The following is a 23,995-nucleotide window of genomic DNA, read 5'->3' on the forward strand; positions in this document are numbered from 1 at the left end:
TAATACTCTGCATTTATTACTGTGGTGCTGTTCATATTAGCAGAGCCTAGCTTAACAGAACTTAGCTTATCAAAACTTAGCTTATTAAAACTTAGTGCAATCTTGTCTTTGGTGTCTGGTCTTTATCAATAGAATAAGCGCCTAGACCATGCGCAAATATCATCAAAAACCCACCTGCCATAGCGATGTTTTTCATAAAGGGGTTCATCTGCGACTCATCGTTCCAAAACTGATGAAACAAAATAGCAGAAACAATACTAAAACCAGCAATCAATAACGATACTAAGCGCGCTTTAAAACCGACAAGTACCGCGATACCGCCTAAGATTTCAAGGGCGATTACTAACGGCAATAGCATACTAGGGACGCCTACTGACTCCATATAAGCCGCTGTACCTGCATAACCTGTAATCTTGCTAAATCCTGAAAAGATAAAGATCATTGATAAAAATAGGCGACCGATTGGGGCGCTTAATTCTTGTAGTTTATCCATTTTGTTTCTCCAAAAGTTGAGTTTTTATTTAAGGTATTTTCGTTGAGTTGCATAATAGCACTATTGTAAAGGCTGATGGATGAGCGATAAACCGCACGAATCACAAATATAAGTTCTTATTATCAGAACAATGCTATAGTAACTTAAATGCTGACTTTATTATTTTGAGCGCCCTTTATATAAGATAGATTTTATCGACGAAAAACAGGAGAGTAAGGTGGGACAACTAGAAGATATGGCCATGTTCGTACGCGTGGTTGAAGCGGGTAGCATTACCAAAGCCGCTGAGCAGTTAAATGTCGCCAAATCTGCGGTGAGTCGTCGTCTAAAAGACTTGGAGACGCGTTTGGGCAATCAGTTGATCAGCCGCACCACGCGCCAATCGAATCTGACTGAAGCGGGTGAGTATTATTATCGCCAAGCGAACAATATCTTGAGCGAGGTAGAGGCTATCAATGAGCAAGCAACTGGCGCACCCACGCGTATTGAGGGTACGCTTAAGATGACCGCGCCATTAACCTTTGGTCTGATGCATTTAAGTGAAGTGATAGATGACTACTCAAAAGAGTACCCCAATCTAAAGTTTGAGTTGGACTTCTCAGATCGGCACATAGATCTGGTTGAAGAAGGCTACGAGCTTGCTATTCGCATTAGAGAATTACAAGACTCAACGCACCAAGCCAAGCGTTTGGCGCGAATTCGATACTCGCTGTGCGCAAGTCCCGACTATCTAAGCAAAATGGGCACGCCGCAGACGGCTGATGATCTGACAGAGCATGAGTTCTTGCAATATGGCCTTGGCAAATATGGCTCGATAGCGCTGACAGATGAGCAAGGCAAAACGCATAACGTGGTGACACAATCGAAAATAAAAGCCAATAACGGTGATTTTTTGCTCGATATGGCAGTAAGGGGTCAAGGTATTGCGTTTTTGCCTACTTTTATTACCTATCAGACCGTAGCGCGCGGCGCACTTATTCCTATCCTTGAGCAGTATAAGCTGCCCTCTTTAAATGCTTATGCCGTCTATCCCAAAAACCGATTTTTGTCACAGCGCTGTCGTTATCTGATTGATTTTATTGCAGAACGCTTCGGTGATGATCCGTATTGGGATAAGACTTAAGCGTACGCTAAAAGTACTATCACTGCCGAAATACTATTGCTATTATCAAGTACAGCTTATGATTTAAAGCTCATTGACAACCAAACACTTATAAGGATATATGATGGATTTGCAATCATTAGGTATGAAAACCTTGCACGACTTTAATGAAGTACGCCAAAGTCCATTGCCACAAGAGCGCCTAAGTGCGGCGCGCAAACAGGCCGAAGCGTTTCGCGAGCGCTTTATGGAGGAGCCGGAGGTCGCCTACTATCAAAGCGTCAATCTAGTGCGCGTCCCCTACCCGACATGGTACGCTTATAGCGGCGTCTATACGCAAAGCACCTACAAGTTTCCGTATTTGCATATTTTAAACCGTCTATTTATTGTGCAGTTTCGCAACGCCTTAGGTGAGCTTAAAACCTTGTTGTTCTCACCATCAGATATCGATGCTGACCGTGAAACGCCATTCTTTAAACGCCTAACTGATAAAATGCCCAACTGGTCGCCGCTTGAAAACGTGGTTGCGCCTATCTTTCGCGATGTCACTGAGGCTCTAAAAGAGATTAATCTAATGCCAGAGGACGTCGATTACATCAGCTACGACCATCTGCATACGCAAGATGTACGTCAATGGCTCGGTAGCAAGACCGCTACTGAGGACAGACCTGCCTACTTCCCAAATGCCAAGCTCCTCGTCCACGAAAAAGAATGGCAAAGCGCGCAGGGGCTACTGCCAGTACAAGCAGAATGGTACTGCCCTAATGGCATCGAAGGCGTCGATCCTGAAAAGGTGATTACCTTTACCAGTAGCCTACAGTTGGGCGAAGGCTTAGCGCTTGTGCATACGCCTGGTCACACTGAGGGCAATCACTCTTTGGTCGCGCGCGTCCCTGACGGTATCCGCGTCACCTCAGAGAATGGCGTGGGCGCTGATGCTTATGCCCCGATGAACTCCAAGGTCAACGCCATTCGCCGCTATGCCAAAAATACAGGCATGGAGGTTATCTTAAATGGTAACACCCTAGAGGACAGCACCGACCAATATATCTCTATGGTCGTTGAGAAAACCATCGCAGGACCGTCTAGCAATCCTGACTTTCCTAATTGCGCCTCAAGTAGTGAAGCCACCCCTTATTGGCTCTTGCCAGGTCAAAAGGTCAGTCATCTCATTGGCGAAGCTAAGTTTGGCTCGCTGCGTACCCGTAGCGCTGCACCTCAAAATAGTAAAGCGCAACAGGTAGGTGCTTGATGAGTTACTATAAAGACAAAACGGTTTATATCACGGGTGCAGCCTCTGGTATTGGCTTTGAGACGGCCAAGCAATTGATCAATCAAGGCGCGCATCTAGTACTATTTGATGTGCAAACGCTCGATGAGACCTTGTCAACGCTCAAAGGCATGAACAAACTCAACACCTCAATTAGCACCTATGAGCTTGATGCGACCGACGCCCAGATGACTACCAAACAGATCGCTGAGGCCGCGAGTCATACGCCGCCCGATATCTTAATGCATTTCGTTGGCGTCACAGGGCCTTGGACTTTTGATGAGATGACGCAAGAGCAGTTTGAGCGAGTCATAAGTATCAATGTGTTTGGTACGCGCAACGTGCTGGCAGCGGTACGTCCCTTTTTATCGCGCGGCAAGCAAGTGATGGTGACGGCGTCGATGGCATCGTTTACAGGTAGTTATGGCTATAGCTCTTATAGCGCCTCCAAATTTGCCATTTGGGGCATGATGCAATCGCTTCATTATGAATGGCAGCCTTTGGGGATCGATATTACTGTATTTGCCCCGCCGCCTATCGATACCCCGCTTACCCAAGCTGAGGTCGGAGTCATGGCAGCCGCAGGCGTCGGTATGAAAAAGCTAGCAGGCGAGCTCAAAATTGAAGATGCGGTCAAAGCTATGCTAAAAGGCGTCAAAAACCGTGAGTTCTTGGTTGTGCCAGGCGTGATGGCCAATCTCATCCGCTTGCAACTACGCCTCTTTCCTGTCAGCTGGGTCAATTGGATCGGTGACAAAGCGGTTGCAATGTCGATGAAGAAATAAGCAGTTTTTGTTTTAGATTAAAACCTCAAAAATCCTGATTAAGTTAATGTAAGTAAGATGTAGCGGGATGGATATGAATTTTTGCAGCCTCTGTCTGCGTAGGCACAGCACGCAAAAAAATTTATATCCATTCCGCGTGTCCGTATAGCATTTCTATTTTATTTACTTATTATTAGCTGAGCGTAATGCTCAGCTTTTTATTGCCTATTTGTCATATCTCCCTAATCAATCCATTCCTGCCTACACAATTGCCACCGAACCATGACAATAAGAGATAGCAGCTATTTGCTAAATATTTTACGCTTTAATGACCTATAGTCGGTTCACTATAAATGTTATAGCAAGACTGATAAAAATTTTTGCAGCCCCTGTCTGCATAGGCACCCCAAGCTAGAAAATCTTTATCAGCCTTGCTAGTAAATAGAGCACATAATACTTTTACTTAGAATCTACTGATCACTACATACTTAAAATAAAACGATAACTCTAAAATGGGATAATAATAATGACCGACTTCACTATAAAAAATGCCATGCTTCGAGCCTATCAATATCCTGTTGATATCCATATAAAAGATGGACTCATTGCTAGTATAGACGTCGTCAAAGACGATGCTACTACTGAGAAAATCGCGACTTCTGAGCCTAATAACGACGAAGCTACTGATTACGACGCAAAAGGCAACTTTGTCTGTTCAGGGTTTTTTGAGAGTCATATTCATCTGGATAAAGCCTGTATTTTAGACCGTTGTAGCGTAGAAAAAGGCACGCTTGATGAGGCCGTCGAACAGACGGGCAAGGCCAAAGAGAACTTTACTACCCAAGATGTATTCGAGCGCGCCTCAAGAGTTTTAGAGATGGCGATAAAAAAAGGTACCGTCGGTCTGCGCACCTTTGTAGAGACTGATGAAAAGACTGAAATGCGTGCTTTTGACGCTATCAAAAAGGCGCGCGATAAATATGCCTTTGCCATCGATGTTGAGATATGCGTCTTTGCCCAGTCAGGACTAACGACCAAACCCAAAACCCTTAAGCTACTCAAACAAGCGCTGGAGCAAGGCGCGGATCTGATAGGGGGCTGCCCTTACAAAGACGACAATCCAGACGAGCATATCGAACTGATATTCGATATCGCTCAAGAGTATGACGTCGATGTTGACTTTCATTTAGATTTTGATTTGGATCCTAAAGACTCTAGCATTCCAAAAGTGGTAGAGGAGACCATCAAACGTGGTTATCAAGGCCGCGTCTCTATCGGACATGTGACCAAGCTTGCGGCGATGGACAAGATGAAGCGCGGTGAGATGGCAGGACTACTCAAACAGGCGGATATTGCCCTAATTGTGCTGCCTGCTACTGATATCTACATCAATGGCAGTAATTACGAAGCGCTTATCCCTAGAGGCACGGTCAATGCCAATCCGTTCGCAGAGTTGGGCGTTAAAACCATGATCTCAAGCAACAACATATTAAATGCCTTTACCCCTTTTGGCGATGCGTCGCTCATACGCATGGCGAATATGTACGCCAATATCGCGCAATTATCTACCGATGATGAGATTGCAGATGCCTTTGATATGATCACTCAAAACGCCGCCAAACTATTATCTATGCAGAGCCAGATAGTGGTTGGCGCGCCAGCAACGCTGGTAATACTAGAAGCCAAAGACGAGATCGAAGCCATCCGTACCAATGCGCAAGCGCTAGCGGGCTTTAAAAACGGTAAGCAAACCTTCAACAACGCGGCCGCTGAGATTTATTTTTTAGAATGATTTTAAAGGATTTAAAAAAAGCGCTTATTGATAAGTCAGCATAAAGCTTACTTTGATAGCCTAGCCATCTTCATACCGCCCCAAGTGACTAGCATCACACCGAGGGCGATCAAAGAGCCGCCTAAGATTAACCCCTCAGGCGGCGCTTCGCCTTGCAAGAGAACAGCGACGGGCACGCCAACGATAGCACCGACAGCGCCAAGTAGGCTTAGTAGCACAGGCCCGCCCGTTTTTTGTAGTACAAATAGCAGGACAAACTGCACCGCAAAGATGATAGCTTGCACAAGGATTAATAGTATTGAGTGAGTATTGTCTAACGAGACTATAAGTGAAAAACTAGGCAGTACCCCTACTAGGCCGAGCATAGTAGCCGCGGCGATCAGCATGCCAGGCGCGAGTGCAATAGGTGAGGCATCATCCGGCCAGCGAAGCGTGCGATAAATATTACCAATCGCTAGCAGCACAGGGCCACAAAGCGCGATTAAGATCCAAAAGACGCTGGTATCTGGCGTCGCAAATTTACGCGCTGCCAGTACACCAATGCCTATAAGCGCAGCGGCGACACCGAGCGCGCGCACTGTGCTAAAGCGCTCGATACTCAGCATAAGCGCGCCCAAATAAGTCAGCAGCGGCGGCAAGGAGATTATCAGCGCCACAAAACCTGCGCCTACGTGTGGAATAGCGGAGAAAAATATCAAGTTTGAGCCTGCGACGCTGACCAAAGCGGCAACGATGTAATACTCAAAACTACGCTTGCTTGGCGCTAATAGCTCGCCTCTCATATAGGCGACGACAAGCAAGATAATGGCCGCGCCCGCAATTGACCAAAATAAAAAAGCCAGTGGTGTTAGTCCAATCTCATCTGCGTACTTGGCTAAGTTGGTTGAGATACCAAGCAATGCCCCGCCCAAAAGCAGACAGGTCAGCGCTATGAGCCAAGCATTATTTTTGATAAAAGACTGTTTAATCGGTTCACTCATAAAGGATAGTCACCGTCTAAAAGCCGTTTTAAATATAAAACCAATAAATATAGTCCGTTTAATCTGAAGGCGATACAGGGAAATTGAGATATGTTTTTGCAGTATCAGGTAGCGTAGGCACAGTACGCAAGAAAAAATTGTTTTAATTTTGCCCTGTAATATAGTCGATATACTGTAAAAATGTTATAGCGCTGCTGGTATGAATTTTGCGCAGCCTCTGGGGACGCAGCACGCAAGTAAAATTTATACCAGCAGCGCGTTCAAATCTATAACCGTTTTGCATTCAACTAACTATAAGACGTCTCTGTTTTATTGGGTATCGATCTTAGAACATGACAGCTTAAACCAGTAAAAGGGAATACAGTAACCAAAATATAACAACACCACACAATCATCTATTCTAGTAATCAACAAGATTGCTAAATATTTGCTAAACTAATAACGCATTTCGGTAAGATAAGCTAAACGATAAAGATTTTAGTTATTTTGGCTTTTATACCAAAATGAATAACGAAATTATAGTCTTCGAATGCTCATTAATAACCTCTTACAGTATACAAGGATAACTTATTATGAATTTATCAATTAAAACATTAAAACGTACTATTGCTATCACTGCGGTCAGTAGTCTTGGCATGCTTAGCGTACTAGGTCATAGCGCCATATATGAGCTTGACCCAAGCCATACCGCAGCCCGTTTTACTGTTGATCATTTTGGCACCTCTACCAATGCTGGTGGATTTTATGGTTTGACAGGTATGATTGATTATCAGCCAGAGGCTCAAAAGGGCTTTGTAGGTATCACTATTCCTATGGGTAGCTTGAGCACAGGAATCAAAGGCTTTGATAAGCATCTCAAATCTGCTGATTTTTTTGATGTTGCCAAGTACCCTACCGCTTATTTTAAGTCAACATCATGGCAGTTTGATGGTGAAGAGGTACAGACAGTAAAAGGCGATCTAACGCTGCATGGTCAGACGCACCCTATCACGCTCACCGCGACCAAATTCAACTGCTATGACAGTCCAGCACTTGAGACTCAAGTATGTGGCGGCGATTTTGAGACTACTATTGATCGCACTAAGTGGGGTCTTACCACCTATACCGATGGCGGTATGATGAAAGACATTAAGCTCGTTATACAAGTAGAAGCGAGTCTAAAAGATGGTAACTCGTAACCTAAATGTCTACTAATACGCTTTTTATGATTGCGCTCTTTAGCGACCAGTTATAAAAAACGCGCTATTTTAATAAAAAGGTATCAATTTGCTTGATACCTTTTTTATTGCCAGCTTTTTGCCTGTTAATGAACCTATAAAACGCCCTACTGCCTTGCCGCTTCTATTTGAATCATCAAATCTACTTTTTCAGTCATCCCAAGCAAGGTGTATTTGCTAATGCCCCATTTGGTGCGATCGATGGTCGTGGTAAAGTCGCCACCGCAAACACGCGCTTTTAGAATAGGACTCAGATAACAATTAAATTTGGTCGCCGTCAAAGTTACCGGATGGGTCTGCCCGCGTAGGGTCAGATTACCATCTACGCGAGTGACTTGTGGCGAGCTGGCATCACTAAAGTACCATTTACTCGACTTAAAATACGCTGCTGGATACTTGTCGATATCGAAAAATTCATCACTTTTAAGTACAATATCAAAGGCGGTATTGCCTGTCATTAACGTATTCATCGGAATAATGAGGGCGATATCCCCTGTTTTGGCCTGCGGGCTGTACTCGAGTTGACCGGTTAGATTATAAAACCCGCCCGTATTGGTTGACGTACCAAAATGATCGATAGCGAAGCGGACATTGGCATGCGTGGGATCGATATTATAGGTGGCGGCGTAGCTTATACTGCTGATGCCGATGCCAGCAGCCGCTAATAACAAAGCAGCTATTGGCTTGCCAAAGTACGCTTGTATTTGAGGAAATAAAAGAAATTTCATAGCGGCCTTCCTTGTCATATAGAGTTATTCCATTGCTAGTTGAAACAATAGCACGATTTAGCTCCATGACTCGTATAGATATGCTTGTATTACTATGTTGATTCTACTCATATCTCATTCGACGTCACCTGTGTATCCTGCTTTAGCATATTTGCACTGTCATCGGTTTTACCATGCGGCCTAAGCCATCTGGCAAACCAGTTCGATAAATCATCCATAAGCGTATATACCACAGGGATGACAACTAGGCTAAGTAAAGTAGAGGTCACCAGCCCGCCCAATACCGCTGCCGCCATCGGACGCCTAAAGGTCGGATCAGCATCACCCCAACCAAATACTAATGGCAACATGCCAGCGCCCATCGCGATCGTCGTCATGATAATCGGGCGCGCGCGTTTACGACACGCATCAATGATAGCTTCAAAACGCGCCAAACCGCGATTTTGCGCGATGATGGCGTAATCGACAAGTAAGATTGAGTTCTTGGTTGCGATACCCATAAGCATAATGAAGCCAATCATCGATGGCATCGACAAGCTGCTGTTAGTGATAACTAAGCCGACAAAAGCGCCGCCTATCGATAGCGGTAGCGCCATTAGGATAGTAAAGGGCTGAAGCAATTTGCCGAACAGCAGAATCAGTACGCCCAAAATACAGATGATACCGACTGACATGGCGATGACAAAGCCACTAAACAGCTCGGCCATGTTTTCAGCCTGTCCTTGATCGATGATCGTAATCGACGCTGGCAGGTTTTGCATCGTCTGAGTGTTTTTGACTGCCTGTACCAACTCGCCAAGCTCGCCATTAGCGGGCTGTACGGTGATACTAATAGCGCGCTCGCGATCCAAACGCTTGATCTGCGCAGGACCGGTGCCAAAGTTTAGATCCGCCACCTCGCCGACGCGTACGCCCTGACCTGCTGGACTCATACTAGGCACGTACAGCCCTTCTAACTGATTGACGTTTTCTTTGGCAATATCAGGCAGGCGCACGACAATAGGGATCTGCCGCGTATCTAAATTAAGCTTAGATAGACGCTGCTCATAATCGCCAACGGTGGCGATACGCAAGGTCGTGGCGATATCTTGGGTGGTCACGCCTTTGTCCGCCATCGCTAACCTATCTGGGGTCACCGTCAGCTCTTGACGCGGCAGACTGCGATCGCTAGTCACTGAGCCTGCGCTCGGCAAGGCGCGAATATCAGTCATAATCTGCTGAACCGTCTGCTCTAACACCTCAGGATTGGTACTGGTCAAAGAGAAGTTGTAACCGGTCTCGCCGCCGCTCGATAACCCAACGGTAAAGCGCGCACCTGGCACCTCGGATAGTAATTGGCTTATCTTGCGCTCAATGGCTTGCTTTGAGCCACGCTCAGCGCGCGGCGCAAGTACGATATCGAGTCCTGCGATATTCTCAGCCTTATTGCCGCCAGAGTCTGAGTCCATCGATGCCTGCGCCTCGCCTACGGAGGTAAAGATATTGGTCACTTCAGGCATTGCCAAGATACGCGTACTCGCCATTTCAGCGACGCGCGCAGTATCCTCTAAGGCGACATCGGGGGTCAGCTCAATCGCCACCCGCGTCTGATCGATATCGTTGTCAGGGATAAAAGAAGTCGGCAGCAGCTTAACTAAAGCTAACGAAGCAACGAACAGCACTAAGGTTGCACCCATCGTCAGCCAGCGATGATTCAGCGTCCATGAGACGATCTTAAGATAGCGCGTCATCGTACCGCTTTGTACTTCAACGCGATGTTTTTCAGGTCGCAAGATATATGCGGCCATCATTGGAGTAATGAGACGCGCGACCATAAGTGAGGCAAAAATCGCCAAGGCTGCCGTCCAGCCAAACTGACGGAAAAACTGCCCAACCACGCCGCCCATAAAAGCCGTTGGCAAAAACACCGCTATTAAAGTAAAGGTAGTCGCGACGACGGCTAGACCAATCTCATCCGCCGCCTCCATCGCCGCTTCATAGGGGGTCTTACCCATACGCAAGTGACGAATAATGTTTTCAACCTCGACGATGGCGTCATCGACCAAGACCCCGATAACCAACGACAAAGCCAATAAGGAGATGATGTTTAAGCTAAAATCAAACAGATACATTGCCAAAAACGTTGGAATGACGGATAACGGTAAAGCGACTGCTGCTACAAAAGTGGCGCGTACATTTTTTAAGAATAAGAAGACAACGATAACCGCCAAAATTCCGCCTTCGATAAGCATCTTAATTGAGGCATCATAATCTTGTGCGATTGGCGTGGCGCGGTCGTAGACCTTTTCGACTTCGATATTGCTCATCTCGCGGGTGAGCTTGGCAAGCTCAGCATCGACGCGCTCCATAACCTCAACTTCACTAGCGCCGCGCGAGCGGGTGATATTAAAGGCGACGACCGTTTGCCCATCGAGCTTGGCGATAGAATTTGGATCGGCTGGGCCATCAGTGATTTGTGCCAAGCGTCCTAGAGCTTGCGTACCGCCAGTGGGTACGGCAATCTGTAAGTCGTTTAGCTCACGCGCGCGCTCAACCGCACCTAATACGCGGATGGTCTGCGTCGTATTGCCGACCTCAGCTTCACCGCCTGAGCTGTCTTGTTGAATACCTGTTAGTTGCTGGGATAACTGCGAGACTGGAAACCCTAAACCGCTCAGTGCAATAGGATCGGCGGCTACGGTAATCTCACGCTCCAGACCGCCAACACGGCTTACCGTACTGACCCCTGGGATATCAGAGAGGCGCTTGGTGATCGTATCATCAACGAACCAAGACAGATCCTCGACGCTCATATTGCTAGCGGCAACTGAGTAAGTGACCACAGGAAAGCCCGCCGTCGATACCTTGGTAATAATGGGATCGTTAGCCGCAGCGGGCAGATCGCCGCGCACCTCGCCAACGGCAGAGCGCACATCATCAACGGCTTCTTGAATATCTTTTTCGAGCACAAACTCAGTAGCTATGGTCGCAGCGCCTGTCTGTAAGGTCGTGCGAATGTGCTTGACGCCCTCGATACTGGTAATACGGTTTTCAATCTTTTTGGCGACATCATTCTCAAGCTGAGAGGGCGCCGCGCCCGGCAGCGTCACGGTAACTACGACAGCTGGCAGATCGATATCAGGGAACTGCTGTACTTTCATTTGCATAAAGCCGTAAATACCGCCCAATGTGAGCAGTACAAACAGCAAGATAGCAACGAGCGGATTTTTTATCGAATAAGCAGAGACATTTAAACTCATGAGCTTGCCTGCGCACTGTTAGAGGTTTGCATAGTATTGACGATACGCACCAGATCACCCTCATTCAAAAAACTACCCCCTTGCTCGACCAGTTGACTATCCGCTGGCAGCGGCTCGGTTACTGCCACTCTATCACCAATGCGCTCACCGAGACTCACGCGCTGCTGCTTGATACGGCCTACTTTTTTCTCGTCTCTAGTCGTACGTATTTGAGTGACCAGCATGACGTAATCGTAGCCGTCATTACTGACGATAGCGCTATTAGGTACGGTTTGCATACTCTCGCTACCTAACAGAAACTCGCCTGTTTGGTACATACCCACGCGCGCAGCAGTGCTTGGCTCTAGGCTAGCATAGATAGTGATTTGCCGATTATTTGCCGCAGTCGGTGCGATGCGACTGACTTGTCCCATGACCGACTGATTATTAGGTAAACTGACTTTAACAGGCGTGCCGACAGTCACTTCACCGACCAATTTGGGATCGATATCCGCTTGCCATTCTAAGACCCCGTTTTTGATAATAGAAAATAGCGGCTCGCCGCCTGTCACTTGTCCCACTTCAATCATTTTTTCGCTGATGATACCGCTGACTGGCGCAGTAACGGTTGCATTATCTAAGGTCAAGCGCTGACTACTCAAACGTGCTTGTGCCGCCTGTAGCGCCGCTTTTGCCCGCAGCTCTGAGGTGCGATAGCGATCGGCTTCTTGACGACTTATAGCATCGATATCGATGAGCGGTAGCACGCGCGCGGCATCGGCGATAGCATTGGCAAGGGTCGCTTGCGCTTCTGCAACATCTGCTTCGGCCTGCAATACCTGTTGCTCCATAGCGTCGGTATCAAATATCGCTAGCACTTGCCCTGCTTTTACCCGATCGCCTTCTTCGACTAAGATACGCTCGATAGCGACGCCATTGACTTTGGCGCTGACATTAGCCGTGTCTTTGGCACTAATAGTACCGTCTGCGCTTAAGGTGTTGCCGATACTATCTTGGCTTGGCATAACGGTTTCTACTGACAAGACCGCTTGGGCGGCATCAAATGCATCGCTGCCTACGTTATCACTTTGCGCACTATTGGCAGCGACTGGCTCATCAATAACTGGCTCATCCTCTCCCCAGTACCTACCTAATAAGACACCCGCAATCAGCACCGCGATCAATACAGGCCACAACCAAGCAGGTGTTTTGGATACTGACTTTTGCGTCGTGACTGGCTGACGATAAGGCGGTAGCTCAGTGTTAGCGGCAGGCTCAGTAGCATTTGAAATAGTAGCAGGATCTTGCTTATGATTAGGGTCTTGATGGTCACTCATAATCGGTCTCTACGGATAAGCACAGGGTAAAAAAGGGGTGAACACTCGTTTTTCTATAAAGATAGTTTATATGATTATCAGCGTTTAGCCTTGTAGTCTATCGTACTAGCAGGTCAATTACGGCTGTATTTACACCATCACTGCATAAGCGAAAGTTATCGACAAAAGCTGGAATAAGCATTTTATAGTAAGGGCTATTACGTAGAAAGGCGTAAGTAAATATGACTATTAAATAAGATATAGGGCTTTGAGAATAATAGAAGGGTCTCAAAAAGGTAAGGTACTCCCTATAAGCCACGCTCTTCAAACTTATCGACCAAAGTTAATGCACCAGTTAAGGCCTTTGCGCTACACCAACTCAAAATATCTCCCGGCAGACGAATGGCTTTGCGATTGACGATCCAAAAGTCAGTCAGATCGCTGTTTTGTTCACTGAGCAGTTGCGCGATTAACTTACCATTTAAGTGCGTCAAAGAGACACCATGACCGATACAGCCGCAAGTATAGATAATTTTGTTAGTATTTAGATAGCCAATCTCTGGCGTCATATCTAGATTCACTGAGGTCGGGCCGCCCCATCTATAAGCGATTTTGACGTCCTGTAATTGTGGATAAATCCATTTGAGATGCTCCTCGCAGTGCTGCCATGCTTTTGGGTGGCTATCTTTATCCATATCATTGCCATAAGCGACAGCGACGCGCCCGCCGCCCATGGTGATACGTCCATCTGCGGTCGGACGAAAGTAATGCACCAATTGCCTATTATCTTCAAACGCTTGTCTTTTGTGCCAACCGATAGCGTCCCATTGCTCAGGCGTCAAAGGCTGCGTCACTACCTGATAGGTCCACACAGGGAGTTGATGGTTTTTTAAGCGCACGCTAGGCACATTGTGCGAATAGCCATTGGTGCATATCACTAATTTGTCACTGGTAATACGACCATTAGGCGTTGTTACTTTGATGGTTCTAGATTCTTCGATATCTATCGCAGGCGTTGTCTCATAAATATCGACCCCTACTTGCAAACAGATCCGTTTTAACTCCCGCACTTGTTTGCAAGGATTTAACAGACCCGTCTGAGTCTCGTACATGCCTGCGAGGAATTTATCGGTTTTGAACGCCTGTGCTAGCGCCTGTTTTGGCTGCCAAGACATATCACCATCTAAACCTAGTTTTTGAAACAACTCATAGGTCTTGCTCAGCCTTTTGGCTTGCCTGTCGGAATAGGCGACTCGAAACATACCCGTGTGCTGATAATCAGACTCAAACTCATGCTCGTGCACTAAGTTTTGTACATGGTTGACGGCTTTGATCATATATTGATGCGCGTCAATGGTCTTTTGCTCGCCCCAGCGCAGCACCGTTATCTCAGGCTCCAAACCAAAGAGCTTCATACTAAAGCCGCCATTGCGACCACTGGCCCCATAACCGATTATCGCCGATTCAATAACCACGACCCTGGCATTGGGATTGATTTTTTTGAACTCAAAAGCGGTGCTAAGACCACTAAAACCGCCACCGATGATACAAACGTCGGCGCTTATATCCGTATCAAGCGCAGGATTAGGCTTATAATGACCATAGTCTTGTAACCAAAAAGATTTCTCTTGGTATATCTTGTGCTGATTGGCAGTCATGATTACCTCCTGACATTTATAACCACTGTCTTTTACAATAATCTATAGAGTATGTTTAGCAGAATTTACATACGTCATACAGTATAGTCTTGTAGGTTTGTTACTCTCTAATAGAGAAATCAACAATAACATCATGGTAATCATCAATGAAGATGCTGACTATAATCAGTTCAATATAAAACCGATACAGCGAGATTGAAATGGTTTTTTTGCAGCATCGAGCGGCGTAGGCACAGTACGCAAGAAATTATTTCAATCTCGCGCCATAATACGACGTATCTGTTTTATTTAGTATCGACTATAGACAGTATTAACGCTGCACCGATACCTAGATGCTGATGCACTAGTCCCTACAACAAACAAAAAGGAGCCCATCATGGCTAATAAAGAAAAAGTAAAAGCGGTAAAACAGGCGATTAAAGACGCTCAAGCTGAAATCAAAACGCAAAAGAAAAATATTAAAGATCTCAAAAAAGACCTTAAAAAGGCCAAAAAAGAAAAACCTGAAAAGAAACAAAAAAAGGCCAAAAAAGACAAGTAAGGTTTTTAGCCTTTAAGATTTATATAAATAAAAAAAGAGGATAGCATTGGCTGTCCTCTTTTTTATTGATGCTAAGCTTTAGGCAGTTGATATCCTTTAGCATCGATATCCTTAAGCATCAATACACTTAAGCATTGGTATAGCGACTAGCCTCTGGCATCCAGCGGTGGATAAGCTGGCTCACATCCGATTTGCGCGTAGAGTCCGCTATGAGATGTTTAGCCAAACGCTGCGCAATAGCAAACAGCTCTTCATCCCGAATCAGATCGGCAAGATAGTAGCCAATGTTTCCCGTTTGACGTTTCCCGAGTAGCTCACCAGGACCGCGCAGCTCCAAGTCTTTTTGCGCAATGACAAAACCATCGGTACTATCGCGCAGCACGTTTAGGCGTTCTGTACCTGTTTCCGACAATGGCTTTTGATATAGCAACACACAGTAACTTTTGGTCGAGCCGCGCCCGACCCGCCCGCGCAATTGGTGCAACTGTGATAAGCCCAAACGCTCGGCATTTTCGATGACCATGAGTGAAGCATTGGGCACATCGACCCCGACTTCGATAACGGTAGTGGCAATGAGCAAATCCAGATTGCCTGCTTTGAACTCATGCATAATGGCTTGTTTGTCAGCGGATTTCATTTTGCCATGCACCAGACCAATACGGATGTTTAAGCGCTCGTTTAGATCCTCATAAGTGGCCTCGGCAGCTTGCGCGTCTAACACACTAGACTCTTCTACTAATGAGCACACCCAGTAGGCTTGACGACCCTCGCTACAGTTGATTGCAATACGCTCGATAACATCATCACGGCGATTACGATCTATCGTCACAGTAGTGATAGGCGTACGTCCCGGTGGCAGCTCATCGATAATGGAGGTATCCATATCACCGTAGACACTCATCGCTAGCGTCCGCGGAATCGGTGTTGCGGTCATAATCAGCTGATGGGGCGTACTATTCGCCACGCCTTTATTGGTCAACGCCATACGCTGCTCCACACCAAAGCGGTGCTGCTCATCGATGATGACGAGTCCCAATTTGGCAAACTCAACCGTATCTTGAAACAGCGCATGCGTGCCGACGACGATTTGTACGGTATTATCCGCTACCGCTTCTAAAGCCTCGCGGCGCTGTTTGGCTGTTTGCTTACCTGCAAGCCAGCCAACACCCACGCCTAGTGGCTCAAACCACGCCTTAAAATTCGCCAAATGCTGCTCGGCTAATATCTCAGTCGGTGCCATGACCGCGACCTGCCAGCCACTATCAAGCGCATAGCCTGCTGCCCCTGCCGCGACCAAAGTCTTACCTGCGCCAACGTCCCCTTGCACAAGCCTAAGCATAGGAATCGATATAGCCATATCAGCGACGATGTCAGTCATCACCCGTTTTTGCGCGCCCGTCAGATCAAACGGCAGAGCACCAAATAACTTGTCCGTCAGTGGACTGGTAGTGGCACATTTTGGCGCTTTATGCTTATGCAATTGCTGACGACGATACAGTAGACTCAGCTGATGAGCGGTGAGCTCTTCGATAATTAGGCGCTGGCAGGCGGCGTGCGTACGCGCCGTGAGCTGAGTCAATAGGCGATACTGCTGAGGGGCATCCGTATAAGTGGGCGGCGTATGCAAGAGAACTAGTGCTTCAAATATCGTTAAATGATAGACGCTGTTCATTTCGTGCGCCGTCTCGGCTGTAGCCGTTTTGTCATTTGATGCTAACTGCTCATGACTCGTATGCTCATAAGGTACTGGACTGGCTTTGTGCACACCGCTTGTGCTGGTCTTATCAGGCACACTACGCGCAAGCTCCGAGAATATATCCTCAGGCTCATCCTCAATGACGACAGGTTGCGATTTGGGATCAAACGGCACAAGCGGCATATCGGCGACCGTCTCAAAGTCCGCTTGCGTGAACAGCGTCATCGGTAGCGCTTGCGTGCGTACGGTTTGTAGCGCCAGTTTAATCAGCGTGCGCAGTTTATTTTGATGCAGACCTTTTACCGTTGGATAAATGGGTTGCAGACCTGTATTGATTAGTGTGCCGGCGGCGCTCATCACTTGGTACTCAGGATGATGCATCTGCTTGCCATAGCGATTAACCTTGATCTCACCAAACAGTTGCAGCCGTGTACCAAGGCTCATAGTTTGAAGTAGCCCAGGGTACACCTTAAAAAATCGCAATGATACGGTGCCGCTGTCATCATCAATGATTACGGTCATGCCACTACGCTTATTATCGACATGGACTACGCGCCCTGTAATTAGGGCTGACTGCCCATGCGCCAGCTCACCTATCGGCACCAGTCGGCTACGATCCTCATAATCACGCGGCAGATGTAGCAAGAGATCAAATATGCGCTTGATACCTAATTGCTCAAGCTGCTCGGCGACTTTTGGACCGACACCCGCCAGCGCGGTCACAGGCATATCGAGTGACGATTCTGGTATCGAAAAATCTAATGTGATAGAGGCAGAGGGCATCAAAAGTCCTAATTAAGTCTCATACTGTAGGTTATTATAACGGACAACGCGTTTGATTATGCTAAGCTAATTATAACGATAATTATAGGGTATTTTTATGTTTGCCAAGCATAGCCAATCTAGCAAGCTAAGAGCTTTTCGCTTAGCTATGCAGCCTAGTCTGCTGATAGCGCTCACTGTCCTCATGAGTGCCTGTAACAGTATGACGCCAGCTGCAACTATGCCAGCTGCGATCGTAGAACCACCAAGCGTGGCGCTGGTTTTGGGCGGCGGCGGCGCTAAAGGCTTTGCTCATGTTGGAGTGATAAAAGTGCTGGAGGAGAATGGCATTACGCCGACCCTTATCGTCGGTACGAGTATCGGCAGCGTCATCGGTAGCTTGTACGCAAGCGGTTATAGTGCCGCGCAATTAGAGCAGCTAGCACTGACTACCTCTGATAGCGACTTGACTGATTTTACTTGGTCAAATCAGGGGTTTATTGAAGGGATAAAGCTGAGAAACTTTATTAATGCTAAAGCTGAAGGGCGCACTATAGAGAACTTCCCTATTCGATTTGCAGCAGTCGCCGCTGAAAAACATACGCTAAAGAAAACGGCATTTACTACAGGCAATGCCGGCCTTGCAGTACAAGCGTCAAGTAGTGTGCCCAATATATTCATCGCACCGCGCATTCCTGAACGCGTCGGCAAAAAATACATCGATGGCGGCGTAGTCAGTTTAGTACCCGTTGATAGCGCGCGCGACTTAGGCGCGGATATCGTCATCGCCGTCGATGTTACCGCTGCTGATAGCAAAGCGCGCACGAGCGCTACTGATAGAATACCTACTATTACTTCTCTAAGTAGCTTTTGGGGCTTACTTGAGAACACCTTTGCGCGTAGTACCGCTACCTCGAGCAGTCGAACCGCTATGGTCAGTGAACGCGAGCGCGCCGATATTATTATCACCCCAAAAGTCGGTCATATTAGCTCGCTTGATACCAGTCAACGCCGCGCTTTAATCGATGCAGGCGAGCAGGCTACCACGGCGCAAATTGATGCCATCAAAGTATTCATTAAAGATAAAATCAAGAGCAAATATACGGCCCTTTGATGTTATCAATATAAACAAAAACGGCTAAGCACAAAAAAGCACGACAGATATAAACTGCCGTGCTTTTTATCATCGTGTTTTCTGTCGTAGCGCTAATTTATCTATTTAACTTTAGCGCGGTACTTAACCATTACTGTGTCATTGAGACCCACATCTTCGATATCCCAGCGTACTGCTTTATAGTATTTTGGTGCAACCTCTACCAGCTGATTATTGACTCGTGAGCGCAGCGGCATACGAGCAAACGTATTGCCATCGACACTACCATACGGGAACTCAGGCGCGACCACACGTATCATTTCTACTTGCTCAGGGATACTCATGGTAACTGTCATCTTGCGCACGCGATCTGCATTATTATTAGTAAAATAACCCTGATATTCTAAGATGTTGCCAGATTGCAAGCGGGTATTGGCATCGACAGGTATCAAAGTTTCTTGTCCATTGGCATCCACGCCGACGAGCGCTGCGGTCACTGTCGTATTGACCGCTTGCACGCTTGAGGTGCTAGGCTGCATCATCGCTGGATTGTCAACAGTCTGCTCAGGCGTCGGTAGCATCGCCGAAGCTTGAGTGACTGCCATCACACCGATAAGCGTACCTGCGACGACGTGAAATAAGCGATGACCGCTCCAAGCGGTAAATGGATTGGCAAGAGAGTTGATTTTTTTCATGAGGTTCATTATCCCTAATTAATGTATCGATAAAACGAGGTCAGTAAATCGTAGCCGAGATTAATCTTGAGTCGTGATTATTCTTGAGTCGTGTTGGTGCAATAGCGCTTAGCATAGCAAAAAGTATTTGTAGGTATACTAACCCCGTGTTGAGGTTGTGTATATAGCTTTTCCACTATAAATGCACCTTGATTCTATTCAAATAAAAAGATAGCTCATAACGGTGTTTTTTGCTATGGTAAATCTTTGCAGGCAAACCCTTTTTGTCACCCCTTTTTCCTCTTTAGACTGCTCCTATTATGACTACTAGCGCTATGCCACAGATTAATCCTGAATACGTCCATTGGTTTCGTAACTCTGCGCCCTACATTAATACCCATCGCGGCAAGACTTTCGTTATTATGTTTGGCGGCGAGGCGGTTCGTCATCCCAATTTTAGCACCCTTATTCATGACTTCGCTTTGCTCCACAGCTTAGGTATTAAGCTGGTACTCGTGCACGGCGCACGTCCACAAATTGAGAAGAACCTCAAAGAAGTCGGCATTACCTCTCCTTTGCATCAAGATATCCGTGTCACCCCGCGTGAGGCGATGCCCTCTATCTTGCAAGCTGTAGGCGCGATTCGCTTACAGATTGAAGCGCAGCTGTCTATGGGCCTTGCCAACTCGCCTATGTATGGCTCTCGTATCGATGCCGTCTCAGGTAACTTCGTCACTGCCCGCCCTTATGGGGTACGCGACGGTGTAGATTATCAGATGACAGGTGAAGTGCGCTCAATCGATATAGAAGCTATCAAAAACAATTTGCTTCACGATCATATTGTTATTTTGGGTTCGATGGGGTATTCAGCGACTGGTGAGGTGTTCAATCTATTGGCTGAGGATGTTGCTCTCAGTGCAGCCGTTGCCCTCGGTGCGGACAAGCTGATACTGTTAGGTGCTGAGGCAGGTATCAACGATGATGATCGCCTGCTAAGCGAGATGATTCCTAATGAAGTAGATCGCTTTTTACGCGATCGCGATTTGAACCAAGAGCTGTGCTACTTTTTGCACTGCGCCAGCAAAGCCTGCCGCCAAGGGGTACATCGCACCCATATCATCTCTTATGCCAAAAACGGCGCTTTGTTAGAAGAGTTATTTACCCGTGACGGCTCAGGTACGCTTATCAGCCATGATCCTTACGAGGAGATTCGCCGTGCGACTATCGATGATGTCATCGGTCTCACTGAACTACTAGCGCCACTTGAGGAACAAGGTATCTTGGTTAGCCGATCACGTGAGCGCTTAGAACAAGAGATCGACAACTACAGCGTGATCGAGCGTGACGGCATGGTTTTAGGTTGCGCCGCCCTTTACCCTTTAAGCAAAGACTCAGCCGAGGTTGCTTGCGTTGCGGTGCATTCTGAATACCGCAATGGGAGCCGCGGCGCTGATTTGCTGGCATTTTTGGAGCAGCAAGCGCGTAGTCATGGTCTCCATAAACTGTTTGTATTAACCACACGTACCGCGCACTGGTTTGTAGAGCAAGGCTTTGAAGAGGTTGATGCTGATGCCCTGCCCAAGGAACGCTTAGAGCAGTATCACAATGGTCGCAACTCAAAGGTGTTCCAAAAAACGCTATAGGCTCATTTTAATAGCATTTATCTTAATAATACCTAGCAACAAAAAAGCCCTTCAAATATTGAAGGGCTTCTTGTTTATAAGGTGTTTATATTACTTAACATCTATGAGTTCAACGACAAAGATAAGGGTGCTGTTAGGCTCAATACCTGCGTTACCCGCTTCGCCATAAGCGATATCACCTGGGATATAAAACTCGTATTTACCGCCCTCTTTCATTAGTTGCAAGCCCTCAGTCCAGCCAGCGATCACTTGATTGAGTGGGAATTCAACAGATTCGCCGCGCTCATATGAGCTGTCAAATACCGTACCATCGATCAATTTGCCTTCGTAGTTTACTTCAACCACGTCTGTCGCTTTTGGCGATTGACCCGTTCCTGCCTCTAGTACTTTATATTGCAAACCACTATCCGTGGTCATCACGCCCTCTTTTGCAGCATTGGCTGTCAAAAAGGCTTCGCCTGCAGCTTTGTTTTCTACCGCTTGATTTTGCATGTCTTGAACAAACTTCTCTTCTTGCTCTTTTTGATACGTCATGAGCACTTCTTGCATTTGCTCTTGGGTTAGAGCCGACTCTTTGCCGTCGTAACCATCACGAAAACCCATCTCAAATGTATCTAGGTTTAGATCATCAACGGCTTCCTTATTGCCTTCAGCCATCATAAATCCTAAGCTGTAGCCAACTTTTTCATTAGCCGTACTTTGCTCAGTGATAGCCACGCTTTGCGCCGCTGCTTCTTGATTACCATTGTTAGTGCTACAGCCAACTAATACCATAGCGCTGGCAAGGGCACTGATGCTTAAGGTAGTGATTTTTTTCATAAATTGCTCTCAATTGGAAGAATAGTGGCAAGATGTCACAGTGACGATATCATAGCAAATCTTAGTTTTGTGAGCTATGTTTAGCGCAAAATTATTGGTGCAATGTACAGTCTATGTAAGTATTTACTATAAACATAACAACTTATCACACAAATATAGTGGCAGGTTAAGCTTTCTGTCTTTATATTCACGATTATATCAGCTAAGCTAATTTGGTTAAGAAGATAAGTAACTCTTGGTAACTTTTTATTAAACTACTGATAATATATGGTCTTTATTTTGAATGATATACCACCTATTTTTAGTGCCTTTAATAGCTAGTTAGCGACTTAATTATTCAACGAATAATGCCAATTAAAATACTATTTATTATAACTGTCCGTATGTGTTTTCATTATAAAAGTGATTGTTTTGAGTTTACATCCTTCAATATCATGACTTTTATTCTGCTACTCATATGTGAAGTTTAAAGGAGGACAGGATGAACCCAACATTTACATCTTTTAATGGCTATCTTGGTGGACCTATCGGTTCTATCATCGGCGCTATTCTTATCTTTATCATTGGCTGGCTTGTTGCTTTAGGTATCGCAGCAGTAGTGCGCGGTGTGTTAGCAAAGGTCAATGTCAATCAACGTATGAACACCTCAACAGGTAAAACCTACGATATAGAAGGCATAGTCTCCAAGATTGTCTTTTGGTTTATCTTTATCATCGCGATATCAGCGGCATTAAATCAGTTAAACCTCAATTCAGTATCAGCACCGTTCGCCAATATGGTCGGTCAAGTGCTCTCGTTTATTCCAAACCTCATTGCTGCTATCGCCGTTGGTGTGATTGGTTGGGTCATTGCTACTGTAGTACGTACCGCTATCAATACTGGACTGTCTAAGACGTCAATGGATGAGCGTTTAAGTGCTCAAGCTGGCGTAAAACCTATGAGCAGCACGATTGCTGATATGGTTTATTGGTTCATCCTACTTATTGTTTTGACAATGGTACTAGGTCAATTAGAGCTTGATGGTCTATTTGCACCGCTCACTAACATGGTCGATAAGATCTTTAGCTTTATCCCTAATATCTTAATTGCGGCGGTTGTCTTTGTTGTCGGTTACATCATCGCCAAAGTCGTACGCGGCATCGTCACTAACCTCGTCTCTACTTTTGATGTGCAAAAATTAGCCTCAAGAGCAGGTTTGAGCGAAGAGAACAGTCTGCCTAATATCGCAGGTTCTTTAGCCTTTTTAATCGTTATTATTCCAACGACAATTGCCGCTCTAAACGCGCTAAAAATTGACGTTATCGCTCGTCCAGCAACCAACATGCTGAACAAAATCATGGAAGCTTTGCCAAATATCTTTATGGCAGCGGCAATCTTGATTGTGACTTTCTATGTTATTCGCATGGTCGCTAACATCATCAAAGGTTTGATAGAAAACACGCAGATCAATCAATTGCCAGCCAAAGTCGGTCTACAAGAGACGATGGGCGACAAGCGAGTATCTGACGTCGTAGGCTATGCCATTATCTTCTTTGCCATGTTATTTGCGGCAGTTGCGGCAGCTGACTTATTAGGTTTTGAGCCTATCTCAGCGATCATCACGATGTTTATCGCATTTGGTGCGAACATCATCTTGGGCGCGATCATCCTATTCATCGGTTTTTGGCTTGCCAATATCATCGCCGGTGTCGTTGAGCGCTCTGAGCAAGGATCGCAGTTCTTAGCGAACATCGTACGCGTATTGATCATGGGCTTAGTATTAGCCATGGGTCTAAAAGCTATGGGTATTGCAGATTCTATCGTTAACCTAGCATTTGGTCTAACACTAGGCGCTGTTGCCGTAGCCTTTGCCCTTTCATTCGGTCTTGGTGGTCAAGAAGCCGCCGCTCGCTTCTTACGTAAGATGCAGGACAAGATGGACAAAGAAAGCGACAAAGCAAAAGCAAAATCTGCTGTGACGCCTAATAGCAGCACGCAGGACAAAGTTGCGGACGCGGTACGCGAAAACACGCCAAGCGCTGCTACTGCTGATGCTACCAATACTTCGGTAACTGCCACTACGCCTACAACCACAAGTACTACTACGAACGACTTTAGTACAGATACTGTCGATACGAGTAAGCTTGGGTCTGAGTCTGTTGACACTACTGATGTCGAAAGCAACACCCGCTCGAACTTGTTGTCTGATCAAGGTCTAAACAACGATCTAAATAATGACAACAAATAAGC

18 protein-coding genes are annotated in these 23,995 nt (G+C 46.3%); 9 read left to right on the plus strand and 9 right to left on the minus strand.

The genetic code is table 11. The annotated features are described in order from the left end of the window. Positions 1 to 91: 91 nt before the first annotated feature. Positions 92 to 493 (minus strand): DoxX family protein, encoded by a 402-nt coding sequence (locus ACTXGE_RS11400; protein ID WP_443543535.1) that lies wholly within the window; start codon positions 491 to 493, stop codon positions 92 to 94. A gap of 217 nt (positions 494 to 710) precedes the next feature. On the opposite strand from ACTXGE_RS11400, the gene ACTXGE_RS11405 reads away from it, so the two are divergent. The 4 genes from ACTXGE_RS11405 to ACTXGE_RS11420 all read left to right on the plus strand — a co-directional run bounded on the left by ACTXGE_RS11405 (position 711) and on the right by ACTXGE_RS11420 (position 5,421). Then, on the plus strand, positions 711 to 1,616 hold the full coding sequence (locus ACTXGE_RS11405; protein WP_443543533.1) for a LysR family transcriptional regulator: 906 nt from the start codon (positions 711 to 713) through the stop codon (positions 1,614 to 1,616). A gap of 100 nt (positions 1,617 to 1,716) precedes the next feature. Then, positions 1,717 to 2,847, plus strand: a complete 1,131-nt coding sequence (locus ACTXGE_RS11410; RefSeq protein WP_443543531.1) for an MBL fold metallo-hydrolase — start codon at positions 1,717 to 1,719, stop codon at positions 2,845 to 2,847. Further along, positions 2,847 to 3,650, plus strand: a complete 804-nt coding sequence (locus tag ACTXGE_RS11415) for an SDR family NAD(P)-dependent oxidoreductase (protein WP_443543530.1) — start codon at positions 2,847 to 2,849, stop codon at positions 3,648 to 3,650. Before ACTXGE_RS11410 ends, ACTXGE_RS11415 begins: the two co-directional genes overlap by 1 nt. 505 nt (positions 3,651 to 4,155) lie before the next feature. Beyond that, a complete protein-coding gene (locus tag ACTXGE_RS11420) occupies positions 4,156 to 5,421 on the plus strand; it encodes an amidohydrolase family protein (protein WP_443543528.1) in 1,266 nt (421 codons plus the stop codon). 47 nt (positions 5,422 to 5,468) lie between these two features. Here the strand turns inward: ACTXGE_RS11420 and ACTXGE_RS11425 are convergent, their stop codons facing one another. Further along, a complete protein-coding gene (locus tag ACTXGE_RS11425) occupies positions 5,469 to 6,401 on the minus strand; it encodes a DMT family transporter (RefSeq protein ID WP_443543526.1) in 933 nt (310 codons plus the stop codon). 572 nt (positions 6,402 to 6,973) lie between these two features. Here ACTXGE_RS11425 and ACTXGE_RS11430 point away from each other — a divergent pair. Further along, a complete protein-coding gene (locus tag ACTXGE_RS11430) occupies positions 6,974 to 7,579 on the plus strand; it encodes a YceI family protein (RefSeq protein ID WP_443543524.1) in 606 nt (201 codons plus the stop codon). Positions 7,580 to 7,725: 146 nt separating this feature from the next. Here ACTXGE_RS11430 and ACTXGE_RS11435 read toward each other — a convergent pair whose 3' ends face one another. The 4 genes from ACTXGE_RS11435 to ACTXGE_RS11450 all read right to left on the minus strand — a co-directional run bounded on the left by ACTXGE_RS11435 (position 7,726) and on the right by ACTXGE_RS11450 (position 14,538). Next, positions 7,726 to 8,346, minus strand: a complete 621-nt coding sequence (locus tag ACTXGE_RS11435) for a YceI family protein (RefSeq protein ID WP_443543522.1) — start codon at positions 8,344 to 8,346, stop codon at positions 7,726 to 7,728. Between the two features lie 107 nt (positions 8,347 to 8,453). Then, on the minus strand, positions 8,454 to 11,585 hold the full coding sequence (locus ACTXGE_RS11440; protein ID WP_443543520.1) for an efflux RND transporter permease subunit: 3,132 nt from the start codon (positions 11,583 to 11,585) through the stop codon (positions 8,454 to 8,456). Next, positions 11,582 to 12,901: an efflux RND transporter periplasmic adaptor subunit gene (locus tag ACTXGE_RS11445; protein WP_443543518.1), complete on the minus strand. Its 1,320-nt coding sequence runs from the start codon at positions 12,899 to 12,901 to the stop codon at positions 11,582 to 11,584. The genes ACTXGE_RS11440 and ACTXGE_RS11445 overlap by 4 nt, the downstream gene beginning before the upstream one ends. A 287-nt stretch (positions 12,902 to 13,188) precedes the next feature. Next, positions 13,189 to 14,538 (minus strand): NAD(P)/FAD-dependent oxidoreductase, encoded by a 1,350-nt coding sequence (locus tag ACTXGE_RS11450; RefSeq protein WP_443543516.1) that lies wholly within the window; start codon positions 14,536 to 14,538, stop codon positions 13,189 to 13,191. A 376-nt stretch (positions 14,539 to 14,914) separates the two neighbouring features. Between ACTXGE_RS11450 and ACTXGE_RS11455 the strand changes: the two genes are divergently transcribed. Beyond that, on the plus strand, positions 14,915 to 15,079 hold the full coding sequence (locus ACTXGE_RS11455; protein ID WP_317200790.1) for a hypothetical protein: 165 nt from the start codon (positions 14,915 to 14,917) through the stop codon (positions 15,077 to 15,079). A gap of 127 nt (positions 15,080 to 15,206) precedes the next feature. Here ACTXGE_RS11455 and recG read toward each other — a convergent pair whose 3' ends face one another. Continuing rightward, the gene (gene recG / locus ACTXGE_RS11460; RefSeq protein ID WP_443543515.1) at positions 15,207 to 17,558 is read right to left on the minus strand and encodes an ATP-dependent DNA helicase RecG; all 2,352 of its coding nucleotides are present in this window, start codon (positions 17,556 to 17,558) and stop codon (positions 15,207 to 15,209) included. Positions 17,559 to 17,655: 97 nt separating this feature from the next. Here recG and ACTXGE_RS11465 point away from each other — a divergent pair, with 97 nt between their 5' ends. Next, positions 17,656 to 18,651: a patatin-like phospholipase family protein gene (locus ACTXGE_RS11465; protein ID WP_443543513.1), complete on the plus strand. Its 996-nt coding sequence runs from the start codon at positions 17,656 to 17,658 to the stop codon at positions 18,649 to 18,651. A gap of 101 nt (positions 18,652 to 18,752) precedes the next feature. Here ACTXGE_RS11465 and ACTXGE_RS11470 read toward each other — a convergent pair whose 3' ends face one another. Beyond that, the gene (locus ACTXGE_RS11470) at positions 18,753 to 19,325 is read right to left on the minus strand and encodes a hypothetical protein (RefSeq protein WP_435949870.1); all 573 of its coding nucleotides are present in this window, start codon (positions 19,323 to 19,325) and stop codon (positions 18,753 to 18,755) included. A 299-nt stretch (positions 19,326 to 19,624) separates the two neighbouring features. Between ACTXGE_RS11470 and argA the strand changes: the two genes are divergently transcribed. Next, complete coding sequence (gene argA / locus ACTXGE_RS11475) at positions 19,625 to 20,947, plus strand: amino-acid N-acetyltransferase (RefSeq protein ID WP_317200786.1); 1,323 nt, start codon at positions 19,625 to 19,627, stop codon at positions 20,945 to 20,947. A gap of 90 nt (positions 20,948 to 21,037) precedes the next feature. On the opposite strand, the gene ACTXGE_RS11480 is transcribed toward argA, so the two are convergent. Beyond that, on the minus strand, positions 21,038 to 21,766 hold the full coding sequence (locus ACTXGE_RS11480) for an FKBP-type peptidyl-prolyl cis-trans isomerase (RefSeq protein ID WP_443543511.1): 729 nt from the start codon (positions 21,764 to 21,766) through the stop codon (positions 21,038 to 21,040). A 481-nt stretch (positions 21,767 to 22,247) separates the two neighbouring features. Here ACTXGE_RS11480 and ACTXGE_RS11485 point away from each other — a divergent pair, with 481 nt between their 5' ends. Next, positions 22,248 to 23,993 carry a mechanosensitive ion channel gene (locus tag ACTXGE_RS11485; RefSeq protein ID WP_443543510.1) on the plus strand — a complete coding sequence of 582 codons (1,746 nt, stop codon included), beginning with the start codon at positions 22,248 to 22,250 and terminating at the stop codon, positions 23,991 to 23,993. The last annotated feature ends 2 nt before the right edge of the window (positions 23,994 to 23,995 follow it).

Source organism: Psychrobacter sp. T6-4 (assembly GCF_052258425.1).
Lineage (GTDB): Bacteria > Pseudomonadota > Gammaproteobacteria > Pseudomonadales > Moraxellaceae > Psychrobacter.